General features: G+C 33.9%; 19 protein-coding genes, 1 tRNA gene and 1 pseudogene. 6 read left to right on the top strand and 15 right to left on the bottom strand.

Translation table 11 applies throughout. The features are described from left to right. Positions 1 to 377 precede the first annotated feature (377 nt). Positions 378 to 1,610 (top strand): M23 family metallopeptidase, encoded by a 1,233-nt coding sequence (locus N3Z16_RS01905; RefSeq protein ID WP_282486527.1) that lies wholly within the window; start codon positions 378 to 380, stop codon positions 1,608 to 1,610. 22 nt (positions 1,611 to 1,632) lie between these two features. After that, positions 1,633 to 2,112 carry a signal peptidase II gene (gene lspA / locus N3Z16_RS01900; RefSeq protein ID WP_282486525.1) on the top strand — a complete coding sequence of 160 codons (480 nt, stop codon included), beginning with the start codon at positions 1,633 to 1,635 and terminating at the stop codon, positions 2,110 to 2,112. A gap of 18 nt (positions 2,113 to 2,130) precedes the next feature. On the opposite strand, the gene N3Z16_RS01895 is transcribed toward lspA, so the two are convergent. The 5 genes from N3Z16_RS01895 to ruvX form a co-directional block, all read right to left on the bottom strand. Beyond that, a complete protein-coding gene (locus tag N3Z16_RS01895; RefSeq protein ID WP_282486524.1) occupies positions 2,131 to 2,334 on the bottom strand; it encodes a VOC family protein in 204 nt (67 codons plus the stop codon). A gap of 45 nt (positions 2,335 to 2,379) precedes the next feature. Then, complete coding sequence (locus N3Z16_RS01890; RefSeq protein ID WP_282486523.1) at positions 2,380 to 2,505, bottom strand: VOC family protein; 126 nt, start codon at positions 2,503 to 2,505, stop codon at positions 2,380 to 2,382. A gap of 432 nt (positions 2,506 to 2,937) precedes the next feature. Then, positions 2,938 to 3,168, bottom strand: a complete 231-nt coding sequence (gene rpmE, locus N3Z16_RS01885; RefSeq protein WP_223939010.1) for a 50S ribosomal protein L31 — start codon at positions 3,166 to 3,168, stop codon at positions 2,938 to 2,940. Continuing rightward, positions 3,165 to 3,458, bottom strand: a complete 294-nt coding sequence (gene rpmB, locus N3Z16_RS01880; RefSeq protein WP_223939011.1) for a 50S ribosomal protein L28 — start codon at positions 3,456 to 3,458, stop codon at positions 3,165 to 3,167. Before rpmB ends, rpmE begins: the two co-directional genes overlap by 4 nt. 138 nt (positions 3,459 to 3,596) lie before the next feature. Further along, the gene (gene ruvX / locus N3Z16_RS01875; protein WP_223939012.1) at positions 3,597 to 4,061 is read right to left on the bottom strand and encodes a Holliday junction resolvase RuvX; all 465 of its coding nucleotides are present in this window, start codon (positions 4,059 to 4,061) and stop codon (positions 3,597 to 3,599) included. 39 nt (positions 4,062 to 4,100) lie between these two features. Here ruvX and N3Z16_RS01870 point away from each other — a divergent pair, with 39 nt between their 5' ends. Both N3Z16_RS01870 and lpxB read left to right on the top strand, forming a co-directional pair. Next, positions 4,101 to 5,669 (top strand): phosphoethanolamine transferase, encoded by a 1,569-nt coding sequence (locus N3Z16_RS01870; RefSeq protein ID WP_282486522.1) that lies wholly within the window; start codon positions 4,101 to 4,103, stop codon positions 5,667 to 5,669. Between the two features lie 6 nt (positions 5,670 to 5,675). Further along, entirely contained in the window at positions 5,676 to 6,827 is a 1,152-nt protein-coding gene (lpxB, locus tag N3Z16_RS01865) for a lipid-A-disaccharide synthase (protein WP_282486521.1), read from the top strand. Between the two features lie 72 nt (positions 6,828 to 6,899). On the opposite strand, the gene N3Z16_RS01860 is transcribed toward lpxB, so the two are convergent. From N3Z16_RS01860 to N3Z16_RS01830, 7 genes and pseudogenes are all read right to left on the bottom strand, one after another. Further along, positions 6,900 to 7,460, bottom strand: a complete 561-nt coding sequence (locus N3Z16_RS01860; protein WP_282486520.1) for a NifU family protein — start codon at positions 7,458 to 7,460, stop codon at positions 6,900 to 6,902. Positions 7,461 to 7,502: 42 nt separating this feature from the next. Then, entirely contained in the window at positions 7,503 to 9,494 is a 1,992-nt protein-coding gene (locus N3Z16_RS01855; RefSeq protein WP_282486519.1) for an OPT family oligopeptide transporter, read from the bottom strand. An 83-nt stretch (positions 9,495 to 9,577) separates the two neighbouring features. Further along, positions 9,578 to 11,398 carry a translational GTPase TypA gene (gene typA / locus N3Z16_RS01850; protein ID WP_282486518.1) on the bottom strand — a complete coding sequence of 607 codons (1,821 nt, stop codon included), beginning with the start codon at positions 11,396 to 11,398 and terminating at the stop codon, positions 9,578 to 9,580. Between the two features lie 393 nt (positions 11,399 to 11,791). Beyond that, positions 11,792 to 12,130, bottom strand: a complete 339-nt coding sequence (locus N3Z16_RS01845) for a TfoX/Sxy family protein (RefSeq protein ID WP_223939438.1) — start codon at positions 12,128 to 12,130, stop codon at positions 11,792 to 11,794. An 87-nt stretch (positions 12,131 to 12,217) separates the two neighbouring features. Then, positions 12,218 to 13,399 (bottom strand): acyl-CoA desaturase, encoded by a 1,182-nt coding sequence (locus N3Z16_RS01840; RefSeq protein ID WP_223939452.1) that lies wholly within the window; start codon positions 13,397 to 13,399, stop codon positions 12,218 to 12,220. Between the two features lie 39 nt (positions 13,400 to 13,438). Beyond that, positions 13,439 to 13,513: transfer RNA gene (locus tag N3Z16_RS01835), tRNA-Gly, on the bottom strand. Positions 13,514 to 13,664: 151 nt separating this feature from the next. After that, positions 13,665 to 13,913 (bottom strand): annotated as a pseudogene (locus N3Z16_RS01830) (coenzyme F420-0:L-glutamate ligase); the annotation flags it as partial. A 128-nt stretch (positions 13,914 to 14,041) separates the two neighbouring features. Between N3Z16_RS01830 and N3Z16_RS01825 the strand changes: the two are divergent. Beyond that, the gene (locus tag N3Z16_RS01825) at positions 14,042 to 14,425 is read left to right on the top strand and encodes a hypothetical protein (protein ID WP_282485819.1); all 384 of its coding nucleotides are present in this window, start codon (positions 14,042 to 14,044) and stop codon (positions 14,423 to 14,425) included. A 10-nt stretch (positions 14,426 to 14,435) separates the two neighbouring features. On the opposite strand, the gene N3Z16_RS01820 is transcribed toward N3Z16_RS01825, so the two are convergent. From N3Z16_RS01820 to N3Z16_RS01810, 3 genes are all read right to left on the bottom strand, one after another. Continuing rightward, positions 14,436 to 14,840 carry a hypothetical protein gene (locus tag N3Z16_RS01820; RefSeq protein WP_282485820.1) on the bottom strand — a complete coding sequence of 135 codons (405 nt, stop codon included), beginning with the start codon at positions 14,838 to 14,840 and terminating at the stop codon, positions 14,436 to 14,438. 430 nt (positions 14,841 to 15,270) lie between these two features. Next, entirely contained in the window at positions 15,271 to 16,770 is a 1,500-nt protein-coding gene (locus tag N3Z16_RS01815; RefSeq protein ID WP_223939631.1) for an Npt1/Npt2 family nucleotide transporter, read from the bottom strand. 79 nt (positions 16,771 to 16,849) lie between these two features. Then, positions 16,850 to 17,770 carry a 50S ribosomal protein L11 methyltransferase gene (locus tag N3Z16_RS01810; protein WP_282486517.1) on the bottom strand — a complete coding sequence of 307 codons (921 nt, stop codon included), beginning with the start codon at positions 17,768 to 17,770 and terminating at the stop codon, positions 16,850 to 16,852. Between the two features lie 92 nt (positions 17,771 to 17,862). Here N3Z16_RS01810 and N3Z16_RS01805 point away from each other — a divergent pair, with 92 nt between their 5' ends. Continuing rightward, positions 17,863 to 18,321, top strand: coding sequence for a hypothetical protein (locus tag N3Z16_RS01805; protein WP_223939629.1), 459 nt, complete (start codon positions 17,863 to 17,865; stop codon positions 18,319 to 18,321). The last annotated feature ends 192 nt before the right edge of the window (positions 18,322 to 18,513 follow it).

The following is an 18,513-nucleotide window of genomic DNA, read 5'->3' as shown; positions in this document are numbered from 1 at the left end:
ATTTTACCAATGTGGCTTAGAAATTAAGTATCATACTAATATTTAAGTTCAATATTACATAAGCTATGTCTGTTAAAAAGACTAAAAATATGAACTCATAAAAGCAAACACTGTAAAAAATATGAAATTTCTATTTGTAATTAGAAAAAAAGTACTTTAGATTGGTCAAAGTACTTTCGTAAATTAGCTCTCTATAAGAGACCTCAAGTTAATTCCAAATAAACAAGATTTGTTATATTATGGTCAATACCCTTAAAAATATCCTAATACAGCCACTTTATGTATTTTTTGATTATTCCATCAGGAGATTTTCTATTTTTGTTTCGCTATTCCTAATTGCCTTATTTTTACTGGGAGCTAACATATACGTATATAATATGTCATTTTCTTTGTTAACTCCAAGAACTACTACAACAGAAGCCGAGGAAGAAGTTTCAGAAAATACAGTTAATACAGTTACCATAGAAAAAGGTGACACTCTAAACGCCATATTAAAACGAGAAAATATAAGTAACGAAGATATACAAAAAATCACTAAAATAGCGGCATCTAACAATTTAACTCTGTTAAAGGTAGGTAAAAAAATCACGTTTGAATACACTCTGAATCTTGTTGAAAACGGAGAAGAAGAATTAGCTAAAGAAGAAAAAAGCTTAAGTTTAGTTTCATTTGAAATAAATAATATAAAATCCATTAATATTATCAAATCCGGCGATGATTTTTCTACCGAAATTAATTCAGTACCGTTAACAAAATTAGTTACAAAATATGAAACAACGGTAGATTCAAATGTTATTTCTTCTTTAAAACAGGCCGGGCTATCCAGTACCACTATAATTAGCCTTATAAACACCTATAGTCACCAAATTGACTTCCAAAGGCAAATCCAACGCGGAGACAAAATAACAGTAATTACCGAAAAATTCGTAACTTCAGATAGTAAATTATCTCATCACGGATATATTATATATGCTTCTATTCAAACTCAAGGTAATGAGTATAGAATCTATAAATATTCTCCAACTGGTCAAAAAGAAAATTATGAATTTTTTTCTGAAAAAGGAGAAAGCACAAAAGGTACATTGCTTAAAACACCAATAAAAGTAGTGCGAATATCATCAAAATTCGGTTATAGACATTCTCATCCTGTGCATGGTTATGGAGCTATGCATAAGGGCGTAGATTTCGCAGCTCCTGTAGGGACCCCAATATATGCTGCCGGTAATGGCACGGTAGAGTTCATAGGATGGATCTCTGGGTATGGCAGAATAGTAGTGCTGAAGCATAATAATAAACTCTCTACCGCGTATGCTCATACTTCAAGATTTGCAACGGGCTTAAAAAAAGGTTCAAGAGTTAAACAAGGGGATACGATTGCTTTTGTAGGAACTAGTGGTAATGTTACTGGCGCTCACTTGCATTATGAAGTAAGAGAAAATGGTAAGCAAATCAATCCAGCAAATTTCAAATCTACTCCTAGCATACAGTTAACAGGTATGGAACTTGCTAAATTTAATAAATTTAAAAACCAATTATCACGCCTGGAATCGAAACTTGATGGTGGTACTGAAATTGCTGCCAATGATATAAAAGAAGTTAGATTATTTTAGCCGCTAAAATATAACACTAAAAATGAAAAAATTTATAAGCTATTCATTAACCGTGTTAATATTAATTACGCTGGACCAGATAAGCAAAACTTATCTAATTTCTTACCTAAAAACACAGCCACGATTTATTCTTGAAGTTCTACCATTTCTAGATCTGGTATACGCCTGGAATTATGGTATCAGTTTTGGGCTTTTTAAACAATATTACCAATATAGTAACTACGCATTACTTATCTTAAATAGTTTTATTGTAATATATCTAATCAATTTATTACTTAAATCTGAATCAAAATTATCTCTTTACGGATTAGGTTTTATTATTGGCGGCGCCCTCGGCAACTTGATTGACCGAATAATTCGGGGCGCTGTTTTTGATTTTATTTATTTCAATTATCAAGAATTTAGTTTTCCGGCGTTCAACTTTGCTGACAGCTTTATTACTATAGGAGCTGCTATGTTCATATACGATTATTTATTCAATAAAAACAAAAATCGTAAGTAGTAAGTGAGTTAAATTTTATCAGCTCTTTGTTAATTGGTGGAGCGTTAAAGCGTTACCTTCTGAATCTAAGATAACAGCCATTTTGCATACAGGGGTTACTATATTATCTAATTTAAACTCTATATTTTTTTCTTTGAGTTCACTAACTAGTCTGTCAAGATCATCTACTTCAAAAGCAATTGAACCTCCTGATGAAGAAGATGGGGTAATATTTTCTAACATATCTGTTATCGCAAAACAGCCCCCTTGTGGTAAGTCATATTCAATTCATGATCCACCTACTTTTTGAGGATAAATTGCAGTAGCTTTTAAATTTAATATTTGTTCGTAAAAATTTCTTGCTCTTTCCAGATCATTAACTGGATACATAGTAAAGGCTACTTTTTTTAACATTCCATCCCTTTTTATTAAATAGTGTTATACCTTATGAATAATTTTGGATCGTAATCCAAATTTTAACTTTCATCAATAGGATTTAGAGAAATAAAGATACCTATAAATATTAAAATCTGGAAAATTTAAACTCGATGAATAATTAAAGTAAAGAAAATCGAAGACGATTTCTTTGTTTCTCTATCTATAAAGCGTCCTATAGATCCTCTATTTAAATCAATTAAGGCTATAATATACACTTTAAAACTCAAGCGACGTACTCTTTAACGATAGAAAAAAGGGCTAATAGGTTATACCCTAAAATAACTTTTAAATAATTTAAATTAGTAGAAATTTATAACAATTGACAGTTTTGTTGATATCAGAGTCCTTACCTAACAAAAAACTCTGGGCTTTGGCCTAAAAAGCCAAAGCTAAAGAACATAATGATAATTAATTCTTTTTTACGCCAAAAGATAAGCCTGCGAATTTTTTGTTAAAATCGCTGACATTTTTATTAGACTGATTTACCACATTAAGAGTCGACTTATTCCAAGCTGGGTGTTTACGAAAATCTACGTCCATTAGAATTTCACCGCTTGTTAGAGTAGAAGAAGTCAAAAACTCATCTTTACCGATTTTGATTTTTAAGGCCTGATACTTTGGATGAGTGTCTTTTTTCATACTTCTACCTTATCTTTTACTTTTTTAATTTCCTTTCTAATAGATTTGGCGTTATCAGACATTTTACAAACTTTTGCGCTTAGCATATAGGTATCAAAACCTCCTGCTTTTTCAATACTACGCAAGCATCTTGCAACTACTTTCAGTTTATATTCTTGACCCGTTAATTCACTGCGGCACTTAACAATTTTAATGTTAGGCTCAAAACGCCTTCTAGTTTTTCTTTGCGAGTGAGATACATTATTACCGAATTGTACTCCAACACCTGTTAATTCGCACCTACGAGACATGTTTAATCCCTATTCTTATTTGATAAAATATAAAACTTAATTCTCCGGAAAAAGATACATAGTTATCTCCTTACTGTCAAGAAAAGAAATATAAAACGTATGTAAAATATATAACAATATTCTTGTTTTCAAGCTAAATCACAATTTTTTTACTGATTCCAGGGCTGTTTCTAAAATCATACTAGCAGCAACCATATCATCTCTTTCATTTCTTTGTCTTCTGTTAAGACCCATATTTTTTAACATACTATCTGCGGCCCTGGAAGTTAGACGCTCATCTAGTAAATATACCGGTAAATTAGTTTTCTTAATCAATTTATTAACAAAGTTATTAACTATTTTCGCCTGACTACTACTAGTACCATCCATATTTACCGGTAATCCCACAACGATTGCACATATATTGTATTTTACACTAAAATCAATAATACGATCTAGCTTTTCCCTATCGTTATTTACTGCTATTATTGAATGAGGCATAGCTATTCTATGATCGGGACTAGAAATAGCAAGGCCTATTTTTTTATTACCATAATCAATCGCCAGTAAAGGTTTGCTTATTTCAAAAAAACTATAAAACTCTTGCAGAGAGTTTATGATCATGGTAGTAAACCTTATAAAAAATAGCTTAAAAACGTTAATATGATTAAATCCATTCAAAAACAACTAGACGTATCTTTGGTTAGCACAGCCCTTACCTTTGCACTTATATACTGTTTAATGTTTAATACAAGTGTTGTATTGTACAAATACGAATACTATCAAGTGTCATTTGTTAGCGCCGTATTTGAATTATTGAAGCAATTTATTTACACTTATATTGCAACTTTTATTTTCTTTTTTGGGCTAGCAATCCACCGCCTAATATTCATTATAGGATCAATTTTTCTCTTTTTTACCGGAGCAATCGCTAGTTACTACCTATTTTATCTTGGAGTAGCACCGACAGAAAAAATGATGCCCGCTATTTATGGCACCGAAATCTCTGAAATATCGGAGTTAATTAGCACCAGAGTCATTATATGGATAATATTCAGTTTATCAATTTGTATATTTGGAATAAAGCATTTTAACCCACAAACTACTAAATCTTTTTTTTCAAGAATGTTAACAGCATTATGTTTATTTGTAGCGATTAATAATATTATTTCTCCTCAGTTTAAAATTTTAAAAAGCTATTTTCCCCTACAATACCTTCACAATAGTTATGTTTACTTTTTTGGCAATAAAGATCATGTACGTCAGGACATTAGCAAGGAATTCAGCTTTCAAATTATAAATAATAAAGAAGATATAGTTGGGGTTTTGGTAATAGGAGAATCTGCAAGGTATAGCAATTTTGGTATTAATGGGTATGAAAGAGACACTACCCCAAACCTAAAAAAAATAAATAATTTATATTCCTTTGAAGGACGCTCGTGTGATAACACGACTCATCTTTCCATAGCATGCCTATTCTCCAGGCATAATGAGCAAAATATCGATAAAGTAAAATCAGAAACAGGCTTTCTTTCAGTTTTAACAGCTCTTGGCTACGACACTACTTGGATAAGCACCCAATCTATAAGTGGGTACTATGAAAGCACCAGCACTTTATACGACGAGGTAAAATTTTCTATAATTCCTGGTGGATCATTACTGTACAGTATGAATTCACATGACGGTTTGATGCTACCATATATTGAAAAACTTCTCGAAAAACAAGGCAGGCAATTTATTACCGTTCAACTCTCCGGCAGTCACTGGAATTATGCTTCAAGATACCCTGAAGAATTTACTAAATTTAATCCAACGCAAAAAAAAAATGCTAAAATAGACCAAGCAAGTTGTACTAAAGAAGAATTAATCAATAGTTACGACAATTCAATTCTGTACACTGATTTTTTTTTAGCTAATTTAATCGATCTATTAAAAAACAAAAATGCCTTTTTAATTTTTGCTTCCGATCATGGGGAATCACTTGGAGAAAACGGAAGATTAGGTCATGGTTCTGAGTTTGCCCCGGAGCAAAAAGAAATACCTTTTATGGTATGGTTTTCTGACAGTTTCAAAAAAAACTACCCCGAATTGGTAAATGCAGTAGATAGCCATAAGGGGCAAATAATTTCGCATGACTACATATTCCATAGTGTTTTACATTGCCTTGGTATAGAATCGGAAATACTGGATCTAAATTACAGTTTATGTAATTCTAAAAAAGATAAAAACTGATAATATATGAAATTTTATTTTATAGCTGGAGAAAATTCTGGCGATTTTATTGGTGCCCAAATAATTAAATCGATCAAAAAAATTAATTCTGATAGGGGTAAAAATATTTCTTTTTACGGCATTGGCGGACCGCAAATGAAATTAGCCGGAATTAAATCGCTTTTTGACTTTGAACAGATAAATTTAATGGGTTTTTTTGAGGTATTACCACATATTTTCCACATCAACAAACTCATTAACGAGACTGTAAATGATATCGTAAATAGCGGCACTAAAATCCTGGTAACAATTGATTCTCCCGGTTTTACTTTCAGAGTAGCTGCTAAAGTTAGAAAGCTTGCACCGGAAATAAAATTAGTACATGTTGTTGCCCCATCTGTTTGGGCATATAAAGAAGGAAGGGCAAAAAAATATTCTAAAGTTTACGATAAACTACTAACATTACTTCCCTTTGAACCACCTTATTTTACCGAATATGGGTTAAGCTCTGAATTTATCGGTTATCCCGCTCTAGAACAAGATTTTTATGATAAATCTAAGGATTTAAGACACGATTTTAACATTCCCGATAACCAAAAAATAATAGCAATTACTCCTGGTAGTAGAAAATCTGAAATATCAAGGCATATACCGATAATTAGAGAAGCATTAGATATTTTATCTTCAACAACTAGATTAACTGCAATATTTATCCAACCTAATGAATTACATGTAAATCTTATTAACAAATATTTGGTAGGTGCAAAATTTGATTTTATATTTAGCACGGAAAAACTTAAGAGTTTTGCAGTAAGCGATTTAGCTCTGGCTAAATCCGGTACTAATACCATTGAAATTGCTGCATCTGGTACACCCATGGTAGTTGGCTATAAATTAAATTATTTAACTTATCTAGTTATCAAAGCTTGTATAAAAATTAAGTATGTTAACATTATAAATATCATTTCCAATAAGGAAGTAATTCCAGAATTTATACAATCAGATTTTACAGCTACAAATATTGCGAACGCCTTGAATGCCCTAATATCTGATCCGAACAAAGCAAATTCACAAACAGTAGATACTAAAAAAATCCTAAAAATTATTGGCCTTGATAACAAGCAGTCTCCTTCTACCAAAGCAGCAGAAATTATTTTTTCAATGGGCTTGGAAAATTAAACTCCTAAATCACTTGAATATTTTTACTAAGTGTGAACCTTGGAATGCCTTACGAGTTTTATTCTTAAAAGTTTATTCCTCTATCGCCTCTACAGCTTGGACTTCTGGGACGTAATGCTGGAGCATCGACTCAATACCGTTCTTAAGAGTAACAGTAGAACTAGGACAGCCAGAACACGCACCGTGTAATTGAAGATAAACTATTCCTTCTTTAAAGCCCTTATATATTATATCACCACCATCCATAGCTACAGAAGGACGAACTCTGGTTTCTATAATTTCAATAATTTGTTTTTCGATTTCTGAAAGCCCATCAGTATTAATTTGAGTGGATGTATTTTCATTATTGTTAAAAATAGGCAAACCTGAAACTAAATGATCCATAATAACCATTAATATTTCTGGTTTTAACAGTTTCCATTCAATTTCAGGGGTTTTAGTGACAGTAATAAAATCTGCTCCCAAAAAAACCGCCTCTATATTACCAATGTCATATAATTTGGCAGCGAGAGGGCTTTTAGCTCTAGCTTCATCAAAGTTATTAAAAAACACCGGACTTTTAGGTCTAATATCAAGCCCTGGCAGAAATTTCAAGGCGTTAGGATTTGGAGTTTCCTCAGTTTGAATAAACATATAACCACAACTTATAAAAAAAGATTAAAGAAATACCCTTCCCTACGATAATACCACATTTTTGTCAGATTTGGTAATTTTCCAAAATAACCATGCAGAAATGACAAAAATAATAATACCTATTACGTCTTGAGTAAAACTGCTTAAACCAACAGGAAGTGCTAGGATATTTGCATCTTTGTACAAAGCAAAAGGTATACTAAGTAACGCTCCCATGATAGCTTCCCCTGCAATAAATCCCGAGGCTATCATCAACCCATTTTCCTGTAGATTCTTAGAATTTTTACTTTTAGACACACAATAACGAAGTAAGCCGCCAAAAAAGAACGCTACCGAAATACCCATAGGCAAATAAAACCCAGCTGCAAAAGTCATGATAGGTAATCTTAAATTAGCAAAGGACTTAGAAAGAATTAAATCAATAATAATTATTATTATACCTATAATAATTCCGGAATTGACCATAGGCCAAGGAAGCTGACCTACAAGTAGCCCCTTAGTTACGGATGCAATAAGCATAGCTTGCGGAGCAGAAAGAGCTTTGGCGGGATTCATATCAGGACGGGGCATCATGTCACCGATTCCATAAGCCTCAAACATCGTTTGGAGGACAAACGGTGTAGTAACAACTGCTACTAAAACGCCTATAAGTAATACTAGCTGTTGTTTCCAAGGAGTTGCCCCTATTAAATAGCCGGTTTTTAAGTCCTGCATATTATCTCCACTCAGGACTAGCGCAGACCCAACAACAGAAGTAAAAACTAGAGTCATACCAATAATAGTTATATCCATTATATGGCTACTACCTTCCGTAGCTAAAACCGGTGATATAACAGAAACAAATAATATAATAGTCGCTAGGCATAACCCCGATGCTGGTAATGAAGTCGTCCCTAAAATTCCCACAAGCTGGGATGCAACGGAGGACATAACAAAGCCAATTATAATAACCGCTAAAGTAGCAAGACTAGAAACAATAAGTTTATAACCAAAACTAAAACTAGTACTGGATAAAGTACAATAAAAAAACATACCGATTAGAATCGATACCAAAAATATACCAGTAACAACCCAAAAAACAGGTATATCTCTATCTGTTCTAAGATGCGCTGATGAAGCCATATGAGTTGAGCCTACAATACCTAGCGTAACAGCCTTTTTGATCGTCGGAAATATTGCTACTAATGACCACAAAGACCCTATCATCATCACCCCTACGGCTACATATCTAAGATATTGCTTCTGCAGGGCTATTAATAACGGCACAGGCTCCATAGAAGCGATTTCGCCGCTATATGTTAGGCCTAAATACGGTAAAACTACAAAATTAGCTACCAAGGCTCCAATTAGCATTATCAAGCTACTACCCAACCCTATAATATAACCTGCTCCTAACGATAAAGGAGAAAGAACAACACTTACCCCAAAAACAGAACCAAATGTTTTGATTCCATACATCACAAAATCAGAACCTATCTTAAATCCAGTTTGGGCTAAAGTAATTAACGCCGATATGAAAGAGCCTTTAAGCAACAATTTTGTTGCATACCCTTTACTTTCACCGGAAATAAGAACTTCTGCTACTGCTATCCCTTCCGGATATGGCATTTTTTCCTTAACAATCATAATATTGCGCAGTGGTATAGACATAAAAACTCCAAGTATACCGCCGAGGCCTAATATCAGCATTGTATCTAAATACTTAAACTCTTGCCAATAACCCGATAATAAAATTGCCGTAATGCAAAACGCCGCCATCGATGCAACACCCTCACCTGCGGAAGCAATAGTTTGAACGACAACATTTTCGAGTATGTTAGTTTTTTTGAATGCCTTAAATATCATCAAGGATAATAATGCAGCAGGAATAGAAGCAGCCACAGTGCGAGCAAATTTCAAGCCTATATAAAGACTAGACATTGTAAATATTGCCGCTAGGATTACACCTACCAATACTGCTTTTACCGTCACTTCTGGCAAGGATATTTGCCCCTTTATATATGGGACATTTTGTTCTGACTCTGAACCTGGCATAATTTCCTATTACCTACTCATTTAAAAATCGAAGCCTCAACCTCTACAAGATTTATTATATATATCAATAACTAATTACAAAATTAACCTTTTTTTACCATTCTTTTCCTTTGATTAGGATCAAGATACATCTTGCGCAACCTTATTGATTTTGGGGTAACTTCAACTCGTTCGTCATCTTGAATATAAGCAATGGCCTGTTCCAATGCCATTAAACGTGGTGGAGTTAAGCGTACAGCTTCATCTTTGCTAGTGGTTCTCATATTAGTTAGTTGTTTTGACCGAAGCGGATTAACCTCTAAATCATTGTCACGTGTGTGTTCACCAATGATCATACCTTTATATACTGAGATTCCAGGAGTAATAAACATCTGACCTCTATCTTCAAGTTGCCACAAACCATACGCAACTGCTTCGCCATCTTCAGTTGATATCAAAACCCCATTTCTTCTTCCTTCAATTTTACCACAATAAGGAGCATAGGAATGATATATTCTGCTCATAATCCCCGTTCCTCTAGTTTCTGTTAAAAATGGACCATGATAACCTATTAATCCCCTTGATGGAGCAATAAATAATAAACGTGTTTTACCCGCACCAGTAGAACGCATGTCAACCATTTGCCCCTTGCGCAGATTCATTGATTCAACTACAGAACCTACATATTCAGAATCTACATCAATCTGTACTTCTTCCATAGGTTCTAGCCTTTCGCCTGTAACTTCATCAGTTTTATATAATACAGCTGGCCTGCTAATTGAAAGTTCAAATCCTTCTCTTCTCATAGTTTCAATCAGTACACCCATCTGCAGCTCCCCACGACCAGCTACTTCAAAAGAATCAGTTTGAGCAGTTTCTGAGATAGTAATAGCTACGTTCCCCTCTGCCTCTCTCATTAATCTTGCCCTTAAAACTCTAGAAGTTAATTTATCACCTTCCCTCCCAGCTAAAGGAGAATCATTAATGGAAAATATCATGGAAAGAGTTGGCGGATCTATAGGCTGGGCTTCTAAAGGAAGCTCCACTTCCGGAGAACAAATCGTGTCTGCGACACTTGCACTCTCAAGGCCAGCAATTGCAATAACATCGCCGGCAATCGCTGTCTGGATAGGTATCCTATCTAATCCCTTAAAACTTAGCATTTTAGTTATTCTGCCATTCTCGATTACTTTGCCATCCATACTCATAACCTTGATAGGAGTATTAATCTTTGCAGTACCGGTTTTGATTCTACCTGTTAGAATCCTTCCTAAATAAGAATCATATTCCCTAGTTGTGACAATCATTGAAAAAGGAGCATCAGGTTCTGACTCCGGAGGTCTAACGTGTTCTATTATAGTATTAAATAAATCAGACACATCCTGGCGTACCCCAGCTAGGTCACGAACTGCCCAACCATTTCTGCCAGAAGCATAAATAATAGGAAAATCCAGCTGCTCATTAGTTGCATCTAGGGACATAAACAACTCAAACACTTCGTCTAAAACTTCAGTTTCCCTTGCATCGCTACGGTCAATTTTATTGATTACAACAATAGGTTTTAACCCGATCTTTAGGGCTTTTCCAAGAACAAATTTTGTTTGCGGCATAGGACCTTCTGCCGCATCAACAAGTAATACTACTCCATCTACCATAGATAAAATCCGCTCAACTTCACCGCCAAAATCCGCATGACCTGGTGTATCTACAATATTAATTTTTGTATCGTTCCAATTAACGGACGTACATTTAGCTAAAATGGTTATCCCCCGTTCCCTTTCCAAATCGTTTGAATCCATCGCTCTTTCTGCTACTTCCTGGTTATCACGAAATAGACCACTTTGCCTGAGCATCGTATCTATAAGCGTAGTTTTGCCGTGATCGACGTGAGCAATGATTGCTACGTTTCTAATATTAGAGGTCATGCTTTATTTATTATTGGTTTACAAAGGTTACTGCAATTTAAACATTTTATTGCTAAAAGTCTACAATTTCTTTCATTTAATCTAAGCACGGCTAAGCAATTAGCAACAATAAGCTTTTATAAAAAAGCAAAAACGAAGCGTATTATAACACTTCCGAGGATTTGGCTATTAACAATTTGGTTCTTTCATTAATCTAGTAAGCTAATATATATAATAACAAGTTCTTGCTTTCTATTAAACCAATTTAGTTTTTAAATATACAATATCCTAGGTATATTCTGTATTTTACATATCTCTTATATAAATTCTTATACAGAGTTTGATTGTTAACATATGGAATTTTTGTACCGTAAGGTACTATAGAATAACTTTATATGTATAAATATGTATAAGCTACTTCTTCTTATTTTTAGTATTAAGGGAAATTTGATAAGCTACATCTAACCAATTACCAAACAACTCTTTATCTTCCATAATATCTAAAGGTACTTGCCAATATGATATATTAATTACCTTATCCCTAGCTTTATAAGTAAAAGGCTTTGATCCCCTATTTCTGTAGTCACAAACAGATTGTTCATTAACTTTAAAATACAATTCCTCACCTACAATTATTGCAACAATTACGCCATCTCTATAAACAGAATGTCCACCGAACATGGGTCGTACCCTTATATAACCATAGGGCGAAAGCAGATCAATTACGTAATTTACGAATTCACTTTTGGACATAATATGGGCTTTTTAATGTAGAATGAGGAGATAACTAAAAGTCATCCCCTCATTCCTAGAACCTTTAAAATGGTTCTTTATAGTATACTAGCTTTTTTTTATTTCAAGCTCGCTATAAAGCCTCTGCCATGAAGCTTCGATTTTCTTTACTTCCTTACTTATAATATTTACGATATTCTCTGAAGGGTTTTCAAAATTCTTTAACTGCTGATTTAATTGCTGAGCGATGTTAGTCAAATTATCCTGTATTTTAACCAAAGAATTAACAAACTTCTTTCCTAAATTACTTTTTTCTATTTCGCTAAGCCTGTTTTGAATACTTAAAGCAAGTTCAGTTATTTTAGCATTCATTGACTCAAGTTGTTCTTTTCGTAAATTTATATACTGCTGCATAGTTTGGGAAGCTTTTGCTTCAACTCTAACTTTTGCAGTCCTTTTTAAATCCCAAGCAAGACCAAATACGCTCATCAAATATATTATCCATTTGTGTACATCAAATTGATACCATTTAGCCCCATTTCTGTAATCCGAAGGGAAAGCATGATGGTAGTTGTGCCAATTTTCTCCTAGTAAAAGCAGGGCAAGCCACCATATGTCACCTGAAGTGCCTTGAACATATTTTTGTGTCCCAGCAAAATGACAAAGGGAATTAACGAAAAATGTTACTTGCTGTTGCACAGCACGCCCAAGCCCAATAAATATGAAACCTGCATACGCTGCTAAAACAGTATGACCACAGGCGAACCCGATAAGAGCAGGCACTGCCGTATTCATAAATACGGCAATCATCCAATAATATTTTAACTGCCATCTGAGTAATTTATTTCTGCCTAGCTTTACCATAGTGAGCTTATCGATTGACTTATAACTTCCTTCTCCTTCAAGCATCCAGCCCATGTGTGACCACCAAAAACCTCTTACTTTACTTTTATATTTAAGAGGAGAATGAGGATCAAGATCAGTGTCGGTATAGGTATGGTGTTTAAAATGATTAGAAGCCCAAGATAGCGCTGGCCCTTGTAATGTACCAGCTGACAAGAGAATCAGAACAAATTCTACGTATTTATTTATTTTGTAGGAATCATGCGACCATAATCTATGCAAACCAACACCAACAGTAATGTTACATATATAGTACCCCCCAAGAAACAGCAACCCTTCAAACCACCCTACTTGATAATCAAGTGTATAATTTACAACAAGTGTAATAATAAAAATTGGATAAATGATAAGAGCAAAAACTGCAGGAAGATTATACTTTGACACGATAAAAACCTCTTAAAGTTTTAACAAATAATAAAGAGCCAGTGGAGCGGGTGAAGGGATTCGAACCCTCGACTTCGACCTTGGCAAGGTAGCGCTCTACCCCTGAGCTACACCCGCTCATTATACACCTTAATAACTCACAAACACAATCTAAAACTACAAAAGTTATCCGGGTTGTTATTGTTTTTCTGTATTAGTTGCTAAATGTATAAATAGTAAAATACAAAATAGGTAAGAAATATCAAGCACAAAATGACTAATTGCGAAATTATTTTTCCTTTGCATTTCTTATCCAACGGGTGCTGCGCAAAAGTGGAGCATAAAGGTCCTCTTCCATAGGTATTACTACTTTCTGTTCTTCTTCTAAAGTTGGAGTTCTATTAAGGAAAGAAATTTTTGGGGCGTCTTTAATAATAGCTAAAGGGGTCTGTTCATTACCTTCTCCCATAACGAAAACTGCAGAAGTAGCCAAAGAATCAAGAATATTAACTTGGGTAACTCGGAGCGGTTGCCCGCATAAATCAGGTTTATTTAGAACTCATTGCGGGTTTGAATTTTTACGAAATAAAACCATTATAGCCTTGTATTTAAAAGGTTTGTAGATATATTGAGTATTCATTAATTTTATTTAAGTAACCAAATAGAATGAGCAGAATTAGACGATACAACAAGCTTCCTACTGTTTTGAGAGAAGATGAATTTAACGAATTTGTCTTACCGCATCTTAAAAAAGGCACACGTGGTCCAAGTAAAAAGATATCATTTTTCAAATTATTTAATTACATTCTTAAACTCATGCATACTGGTTGCCAATGGGAACAGATACCAATAGACAAAAATAAAGACGGCATGCCAGAAATTCACTATACTAATATCTATAATGCTTTTAAGTTCTGGGTTAAGCACGGATGCTTTGATAAGATTTTCGAAGCTTCGGTGGCAAGGTTATTTAAAGCTGGAATGCTTGATACTGATATATTACATGGTGATGGTACTTGTACTTCTGCTAAAAAAGGGGTGACAACTTAGGGTATAATGGTCATAAACACACTAAAGGAGACAAGGTTGTACCGTTTTGTGATAGAAACTGCAATGTTATTGCGCCTTTTGTTACTGCTCCGGGTAATAGGAATGAAGGAATCCTGCTTACTCCTGCAATATCAAACTTAAAAAAGATTGTAAAACTAATAGGTATAGATCTCAAGGAAAGTACCATGAGCTTAGATGGTGTATATAATTCACGTAAAAATCGTAAAGCAATTTTTAATCTTGGCATGACTCCTAATATGCCAGAGAATAAAAGGAGTCGCAAGAAATCTAAGCGAGGAAGAAAGCAAACTTTTTGCCGGAAAATCTTTAAAGAAAGGTTTAGAACGATAGAGAGAATATTTGCCTGGGAAGATAAATTCAAACGGTTGTTACTGAGATTTGAATTCCACAGCATAAACCATTATGCTCTGAAAACTATAGCCTACAGCATGGTTAACCTGCGGCATTTTTGTGGATAACGGCTAAGCATGGATTAAACAAGGTGCGGATGAAGCTAAAGGGAGAATACTGCCCAAATTGCCAAAAATTAAGCAATTTGATTATAAAATCATCAAAAATTCCAATACAAAAGCTGCAGTTCCAAAATCTTATCGACGAGAATAAAAACCCACCCGTTTTTAAACTATGAAACCAGCAATGAGTTCGTTAAATGGTAGGTAAATTACAAATAAAACTGTTAAAGAGTTGTTTTATTAGAGGTTGGCTGTATGTTTTGCTTGCCACACAATAGTTCCTGACACGGCTTTTAAACACATAAAAAAAGCCGTTTCGCTTTAGTGAGAGCAAAACGGCTTTGATTATTATAAGTGATATCTAAAAATATGTTATTTTTCACCAGTTGTAAGTTTCTGATACTCTTTGCTTAATCCTTGGACAGCAAATATCCATAGGATCACTATGACAAAAAATACACCGGCAAAATAAGGAGTTGCCTCAGCAAACGTATATGTCGGTAACAGAATAAAGAAAGTTGACTGGATTATGCCACCACCAGATTTCCCAAATCTACCACCTATTACATCCACGGCCGCTTTACCCTTGGTTTTCATTTCGTCATCAAGAGGTATATAAGCCATTTCTTTTGTCGAATCAAATAATGAATATTTTGTTGCCTTACTAAGCACATTCTGTGCTGTGCCAATAATCACGGCAAGAGCTAGAGGACCTGTACCAAAAAAGGCTGCAAAATATAAGCCTATGGTTTGATCAAATATAATAAAAGAGAAAAAACCAATTCCGGTAACAAGGATCATTAGAGGAGTAAATATAGCCGCTGTTGCCCAAGATACCCTCCTTAAAATGTTACTACCTACAAGCATAAAGATAATAGCTGCAACACCTTGGTATGCTTGGAAATTACCCATAAACATGGTATATGCTTCTTTTGTAGGGTATAATTCTCTAAGTTTAGCTTTCCACACGCCTTCAACTAAATTGATAGATATACCATAAGCTAGGATTAAAGTTACAAGAAGCCCTAGATATTTTGAAGTAAATATCATTTTAAAGCTTTCACCTAGTGATAACTTTGTTTTTTTCTTCTTAGGTTTACCAGCCGCTTCTCCTGAATCATAAAGGCGCGGATCGGTAAGTACATTTTTATTCATCCAGAAATAGAAAAACATAACAAGGATGTTACTAAAAATCACAATACATATTACAGGAATAAAACGATGTTCCTCTGCAACTATATTGATCTCTGAGCTAAGCAGATAACCAAGAGTAGCAGCAACTAAAGGCAAGGAAAAATTACCGAGCAACCCAAACATTGAGTAAAATCTTTTTGCTTCACTTGTTTTTGTAATCTGATTTGCAAATTGCCAGAATAACAAGCTAAGCATCATACTACCGTATAACTCAGATATAGCATAAAAGGAAGCTATACTCCACTGCCCACAAATACGGATAAACCACTTAAGATTAGGATATTCTATTACTAATCCTTCAATAGTTTGGTGATTTGGATGAAAAAATTCTGGGTATGGATACAAAACGAACGCAAAAAATACTAAATATAACGAAAAGAACCATGCAATAGTATAAAATACCTTTTGCGGACTCATTATGTTACAGAGCTTGGCATAAACCACCATCATGATAACCGCTGACGGCAGAACTACATAAGTTTTTAGAAAGCTTATTGCTTCTGGACCTATTCCAGTTACAACAAAACCGTCTTTTATTGAGCGAAGAGTAGAATAATTAAAAAGAATACAGAACATCATCGCTGCCATCGGCAGAAATTTTTTATTCTCATGCCATTCAATAGGCCAAAACACTCTTCTTAATTCTGCGGTAAAGCTAGATTTTTGTGAATTTTCCATAATTAATATTAACGTTTTTAGTTAGACATAACTTTGGCCGCATAGTATATAAACTTCCTTAAAAAGTCAAGGATAAATATTAATCATTTTTTACCTTTGCTAAAATTGTAATCCAACCTTTTTTATCAAAAATTTTTTGAACTTCTACGCTGTTTTTTACATAAGAGTCGATTACTTCATCTGTTTGGTAATCTAAAAACCCGGAAATAATTAATTTCCCATTTTTGCTTAACAAAGAGCATATTGAAGGAGCTAATGTGATTAGCGGCGCAGCCAAAATATTACTAACTATCAAATCAAATTGTTTATTTCCTATGCTCGGAATCATCAAATTTTCAGAAGAATTGCGATAAAAACAAACCTTAGAACTATTAAATTGCTTATTAATTTCTGCTACTTCAATTGCTATTTCTTCAGTATCACAGGCCAAAACCGTTGCTTGTGGCCATATTTTCTCAGCGGCAAAACTCAATATTCCACTTCCAGTCCCAATATCATAAATTGCTTTAAAATCAAAATCTGACAATCCTTCCATAGCTTCTAAACATCCAGCAGTTGTTGGGTGATCCCCGGTACCAAAAGCCCTGGACGCTTCAAGAATAATCGGAATCGACTCAGTAGGACACTGGTTTAGCTGATGCAAGGCAGTTATAAAAAACTTACCAATACGAATTGGCACTAGCTGTTTCTGGTATTCAGAAACCCAATCTTTATCTTCTATAGTTGCAAAATTTATGTCTCCTATAATCTCTAGATTGTTTTGGACAGAAAAGTTTTGCAGTTTCTTAGCAAAAGATTGTTTGTGTAATTTTTTATCAAAGTAAACCTCCACATACCATATATCGTCATCAGCTGCTTCAATTGTTTTAGATTCCACTTCAAATGTACTAACACCTAAAATATCTTCTGGAAAAAATTTTTCGAAAGATTCTAAATACTTATATAGTGTACTAAAGTACACTATATAAGTGATTTTCGGTTGACTAAAAGGATTATCCATGATTTATATTCGAAAATAATTAACGCTATGAACTTTATAATTAGCAATAATTACCGTATTATTCAATAACTTAAATATTTAGGAGTGTTCACATGAGAAGTTTTAAAATTGCTGCTATTTCATTAATTACCATGATAACAACAACTGCTTTTGCCACAGGAGAAAAACAGCCACCTCAACCTTCAAATCAATCAACTGGCCAAGTGCAAACAACAGCTCCTAAACCAGCAGAAAATACTTTTAAACCTATAACTTCTCAAGTTCAAACCCAAAATTCTAGTACTATTAAGGAGCCCGCTGAATTTCAAAAAGTTGTAGACGAGTATAAAAGTTATGTAGCTAAAATTCCTGCGGAAGTTCGTGAGGAAATCATCACTTATCGAAAAGAAATAGCCAAAATCAATAAAGAAAAAAGGTTATTATACAGACAACTATCTCAGGAAGCTCAGAATTATTTAAAAACAGAACAAGATTACAAAAAAAGGCTTCCCCTAAATAGAAAATCTTTAATAAATGTGGAAACAATCGGTGAAAAAAATAATAAAAAATAATAGGAGTACGATATCAATTTGGTAATATGGTTAACTGTCAAATTCAAGGCACTTTAATTAAAAACGAAGAAATACACAATAATAATTTCTGCAGAGGTACTTAGTATTTTGTCCATAACATAACTAAAAACCAGTTATAGTTTGTTGGTTTATAAATTATTACTATTTGGGAAGCTTTAAGCTAAACCAACT

Source organism: Candidatus Megaera polyxenophila (assembly GCF_029982035.1).
Taxonomy (GTDB): Bacteria; Pseudomonadota; Alphaproteobacteria; order Rickettsiales; family Rickettsiaceae; genus Megaera; species Megaera polyxenophila.
The sequence above is the reverse complement of the archived record's forward strand: the minus strand, read 5'-3'. Positions and strand labels throughout refer to the sequence as shown.

What these genes read in the sequence shown, in the direction of transcription:
- N3Z16_RS01905 (WP_282486527.1), top strand. Translation starts at nt 378, where the DNA reads ATGTCATTTTCTTTGTTAACTCCAAGAACTACTACAACAGAAGCCGAG.
- lspA (WP_282486525.1), top strand. Translation starts at nt 1,633, where the DNA reads ATGAAAAAATTTATAAGCTATTCATTAACCGTGTTAATATTAATTACG.
- N3Z16_RS01895 (WP_282486524.1), bottom strand. Translation starts at nt 2,334, where the DNA reads ATGTTAGAAAATATTACCCCATCTTCTTCATCAGGAGGTTCAATTGCT.
- N3Z16_RS01890 (WP_282486523.1), bottom strand. Translation starts at nt 2,505, where the DNA reads ATGTTAAAAAAAGTAGCCTTTACTATGTATCCAGTTAATGATCTGGAA.
- rpmE (WP_223939010.1), bottom strand. Translation starts at nt 3,168, where the DNA reads ATGAAAAAAGACACTCATCCAAAGTATCAGGCCTTAAAAATCAAAATC.
- rpmB (WP_223939011.1), bottom strand. Translation starts at nt 3,458, where the DNA reads ATGTCTCGTAGGTGCGAATTAACAGGTGTTGGAGTACAATTCGGTAAT.
- ruvX (WP_223939012.1), bottom strand. Translation starts at nt 4,061, where the DNA reads ATGATCATAAACTCTCTGCAAGAGTTTTATAGTTTTTTTGAAATAAGC.
- N3Z16_RS01870 (WP_282486522.1), top strand. Translation starts at nt 4,101, where the DNA reads ATGATTAAATCCATTCAAAAACAACTAGACGTATCTTTGGTTAGCACA.
- lpxB (WP_282486521.1), top strand. Translation starts at nt 5,676, where the DNA reads ATGAAATTTTATTTTATAGCTGGAGAAAATTCTGGCGATTTTATTGGT.
- N3Z16_RS01860 (WP_282486520.1), bottom strand. Translation starts at nt 7,460, where the DNA reads ATGTTTATTCAAACTGAGGAAACTCCAAATCCTAACGCCTTGAAATTT.
- N3Z16_RS01855 (WP_282486519.1), bottom strand. Translation starts at nt 9,494, where the DNA reads ATGCCAGGTTCAGAGTCAGAACAAAATGTCCCATATATAAAGGGGCAA.
- typA (WP_282486518.1), bottom strand. Translation starts at nt 11,398, where the DNA reads ATGACCTCTAATATTAGAAACGTAGCAATCATTGCTCACGTCGATCAC.
- N3Z16_RS01845 (WP_223939438.1), bottom strand. Translation starts at nt 12,130, where the DNA reads ATGTCCAAAAGTGAATTCGTAAATTACGTAATTGATCTGCTTTCGCCC.
- N3Z16_RS01825 (WP_282485819.1), top strand. Translation starts at nt 14,042, where the DNA reads ATGAGCAGAATTAGACGATACAACAAGCTTCCTACTGTTTTGAGAGAA.
- N3Z16_RS01820 (WP_282485820.1), bottom strand. Translation starts at nt 14,840, where the DNA reads ATGCTGTGGAATTCAAATCTCAGTAACAACCGTTTGAATTTATCTTCC.
- N3Z16_RS01815 (WP_223939631.1), bottom strand. Translation starts at nt 16,770, where the DNA reads ATGGAAAATTCACAAAAATCTAGCTTTACCGCAGAATTAAGAAGAGTG.
- N3Z16_RS01810 (WP_282486517.1), bottom strand. Translation starts at nt 17,770, where the DNA reads ATGGATAATCCTTTTAGTCAACCGAAAATCACTTATATAGTGTACTTT.
- N3Z16_RS01805 (WP_223939629.1), top strand. Translation starts at nt 17,863, where the DNA reads ATGAGAAGTTTTAAAATTGCTGCTATTTCATTAATTACCATGATAACA.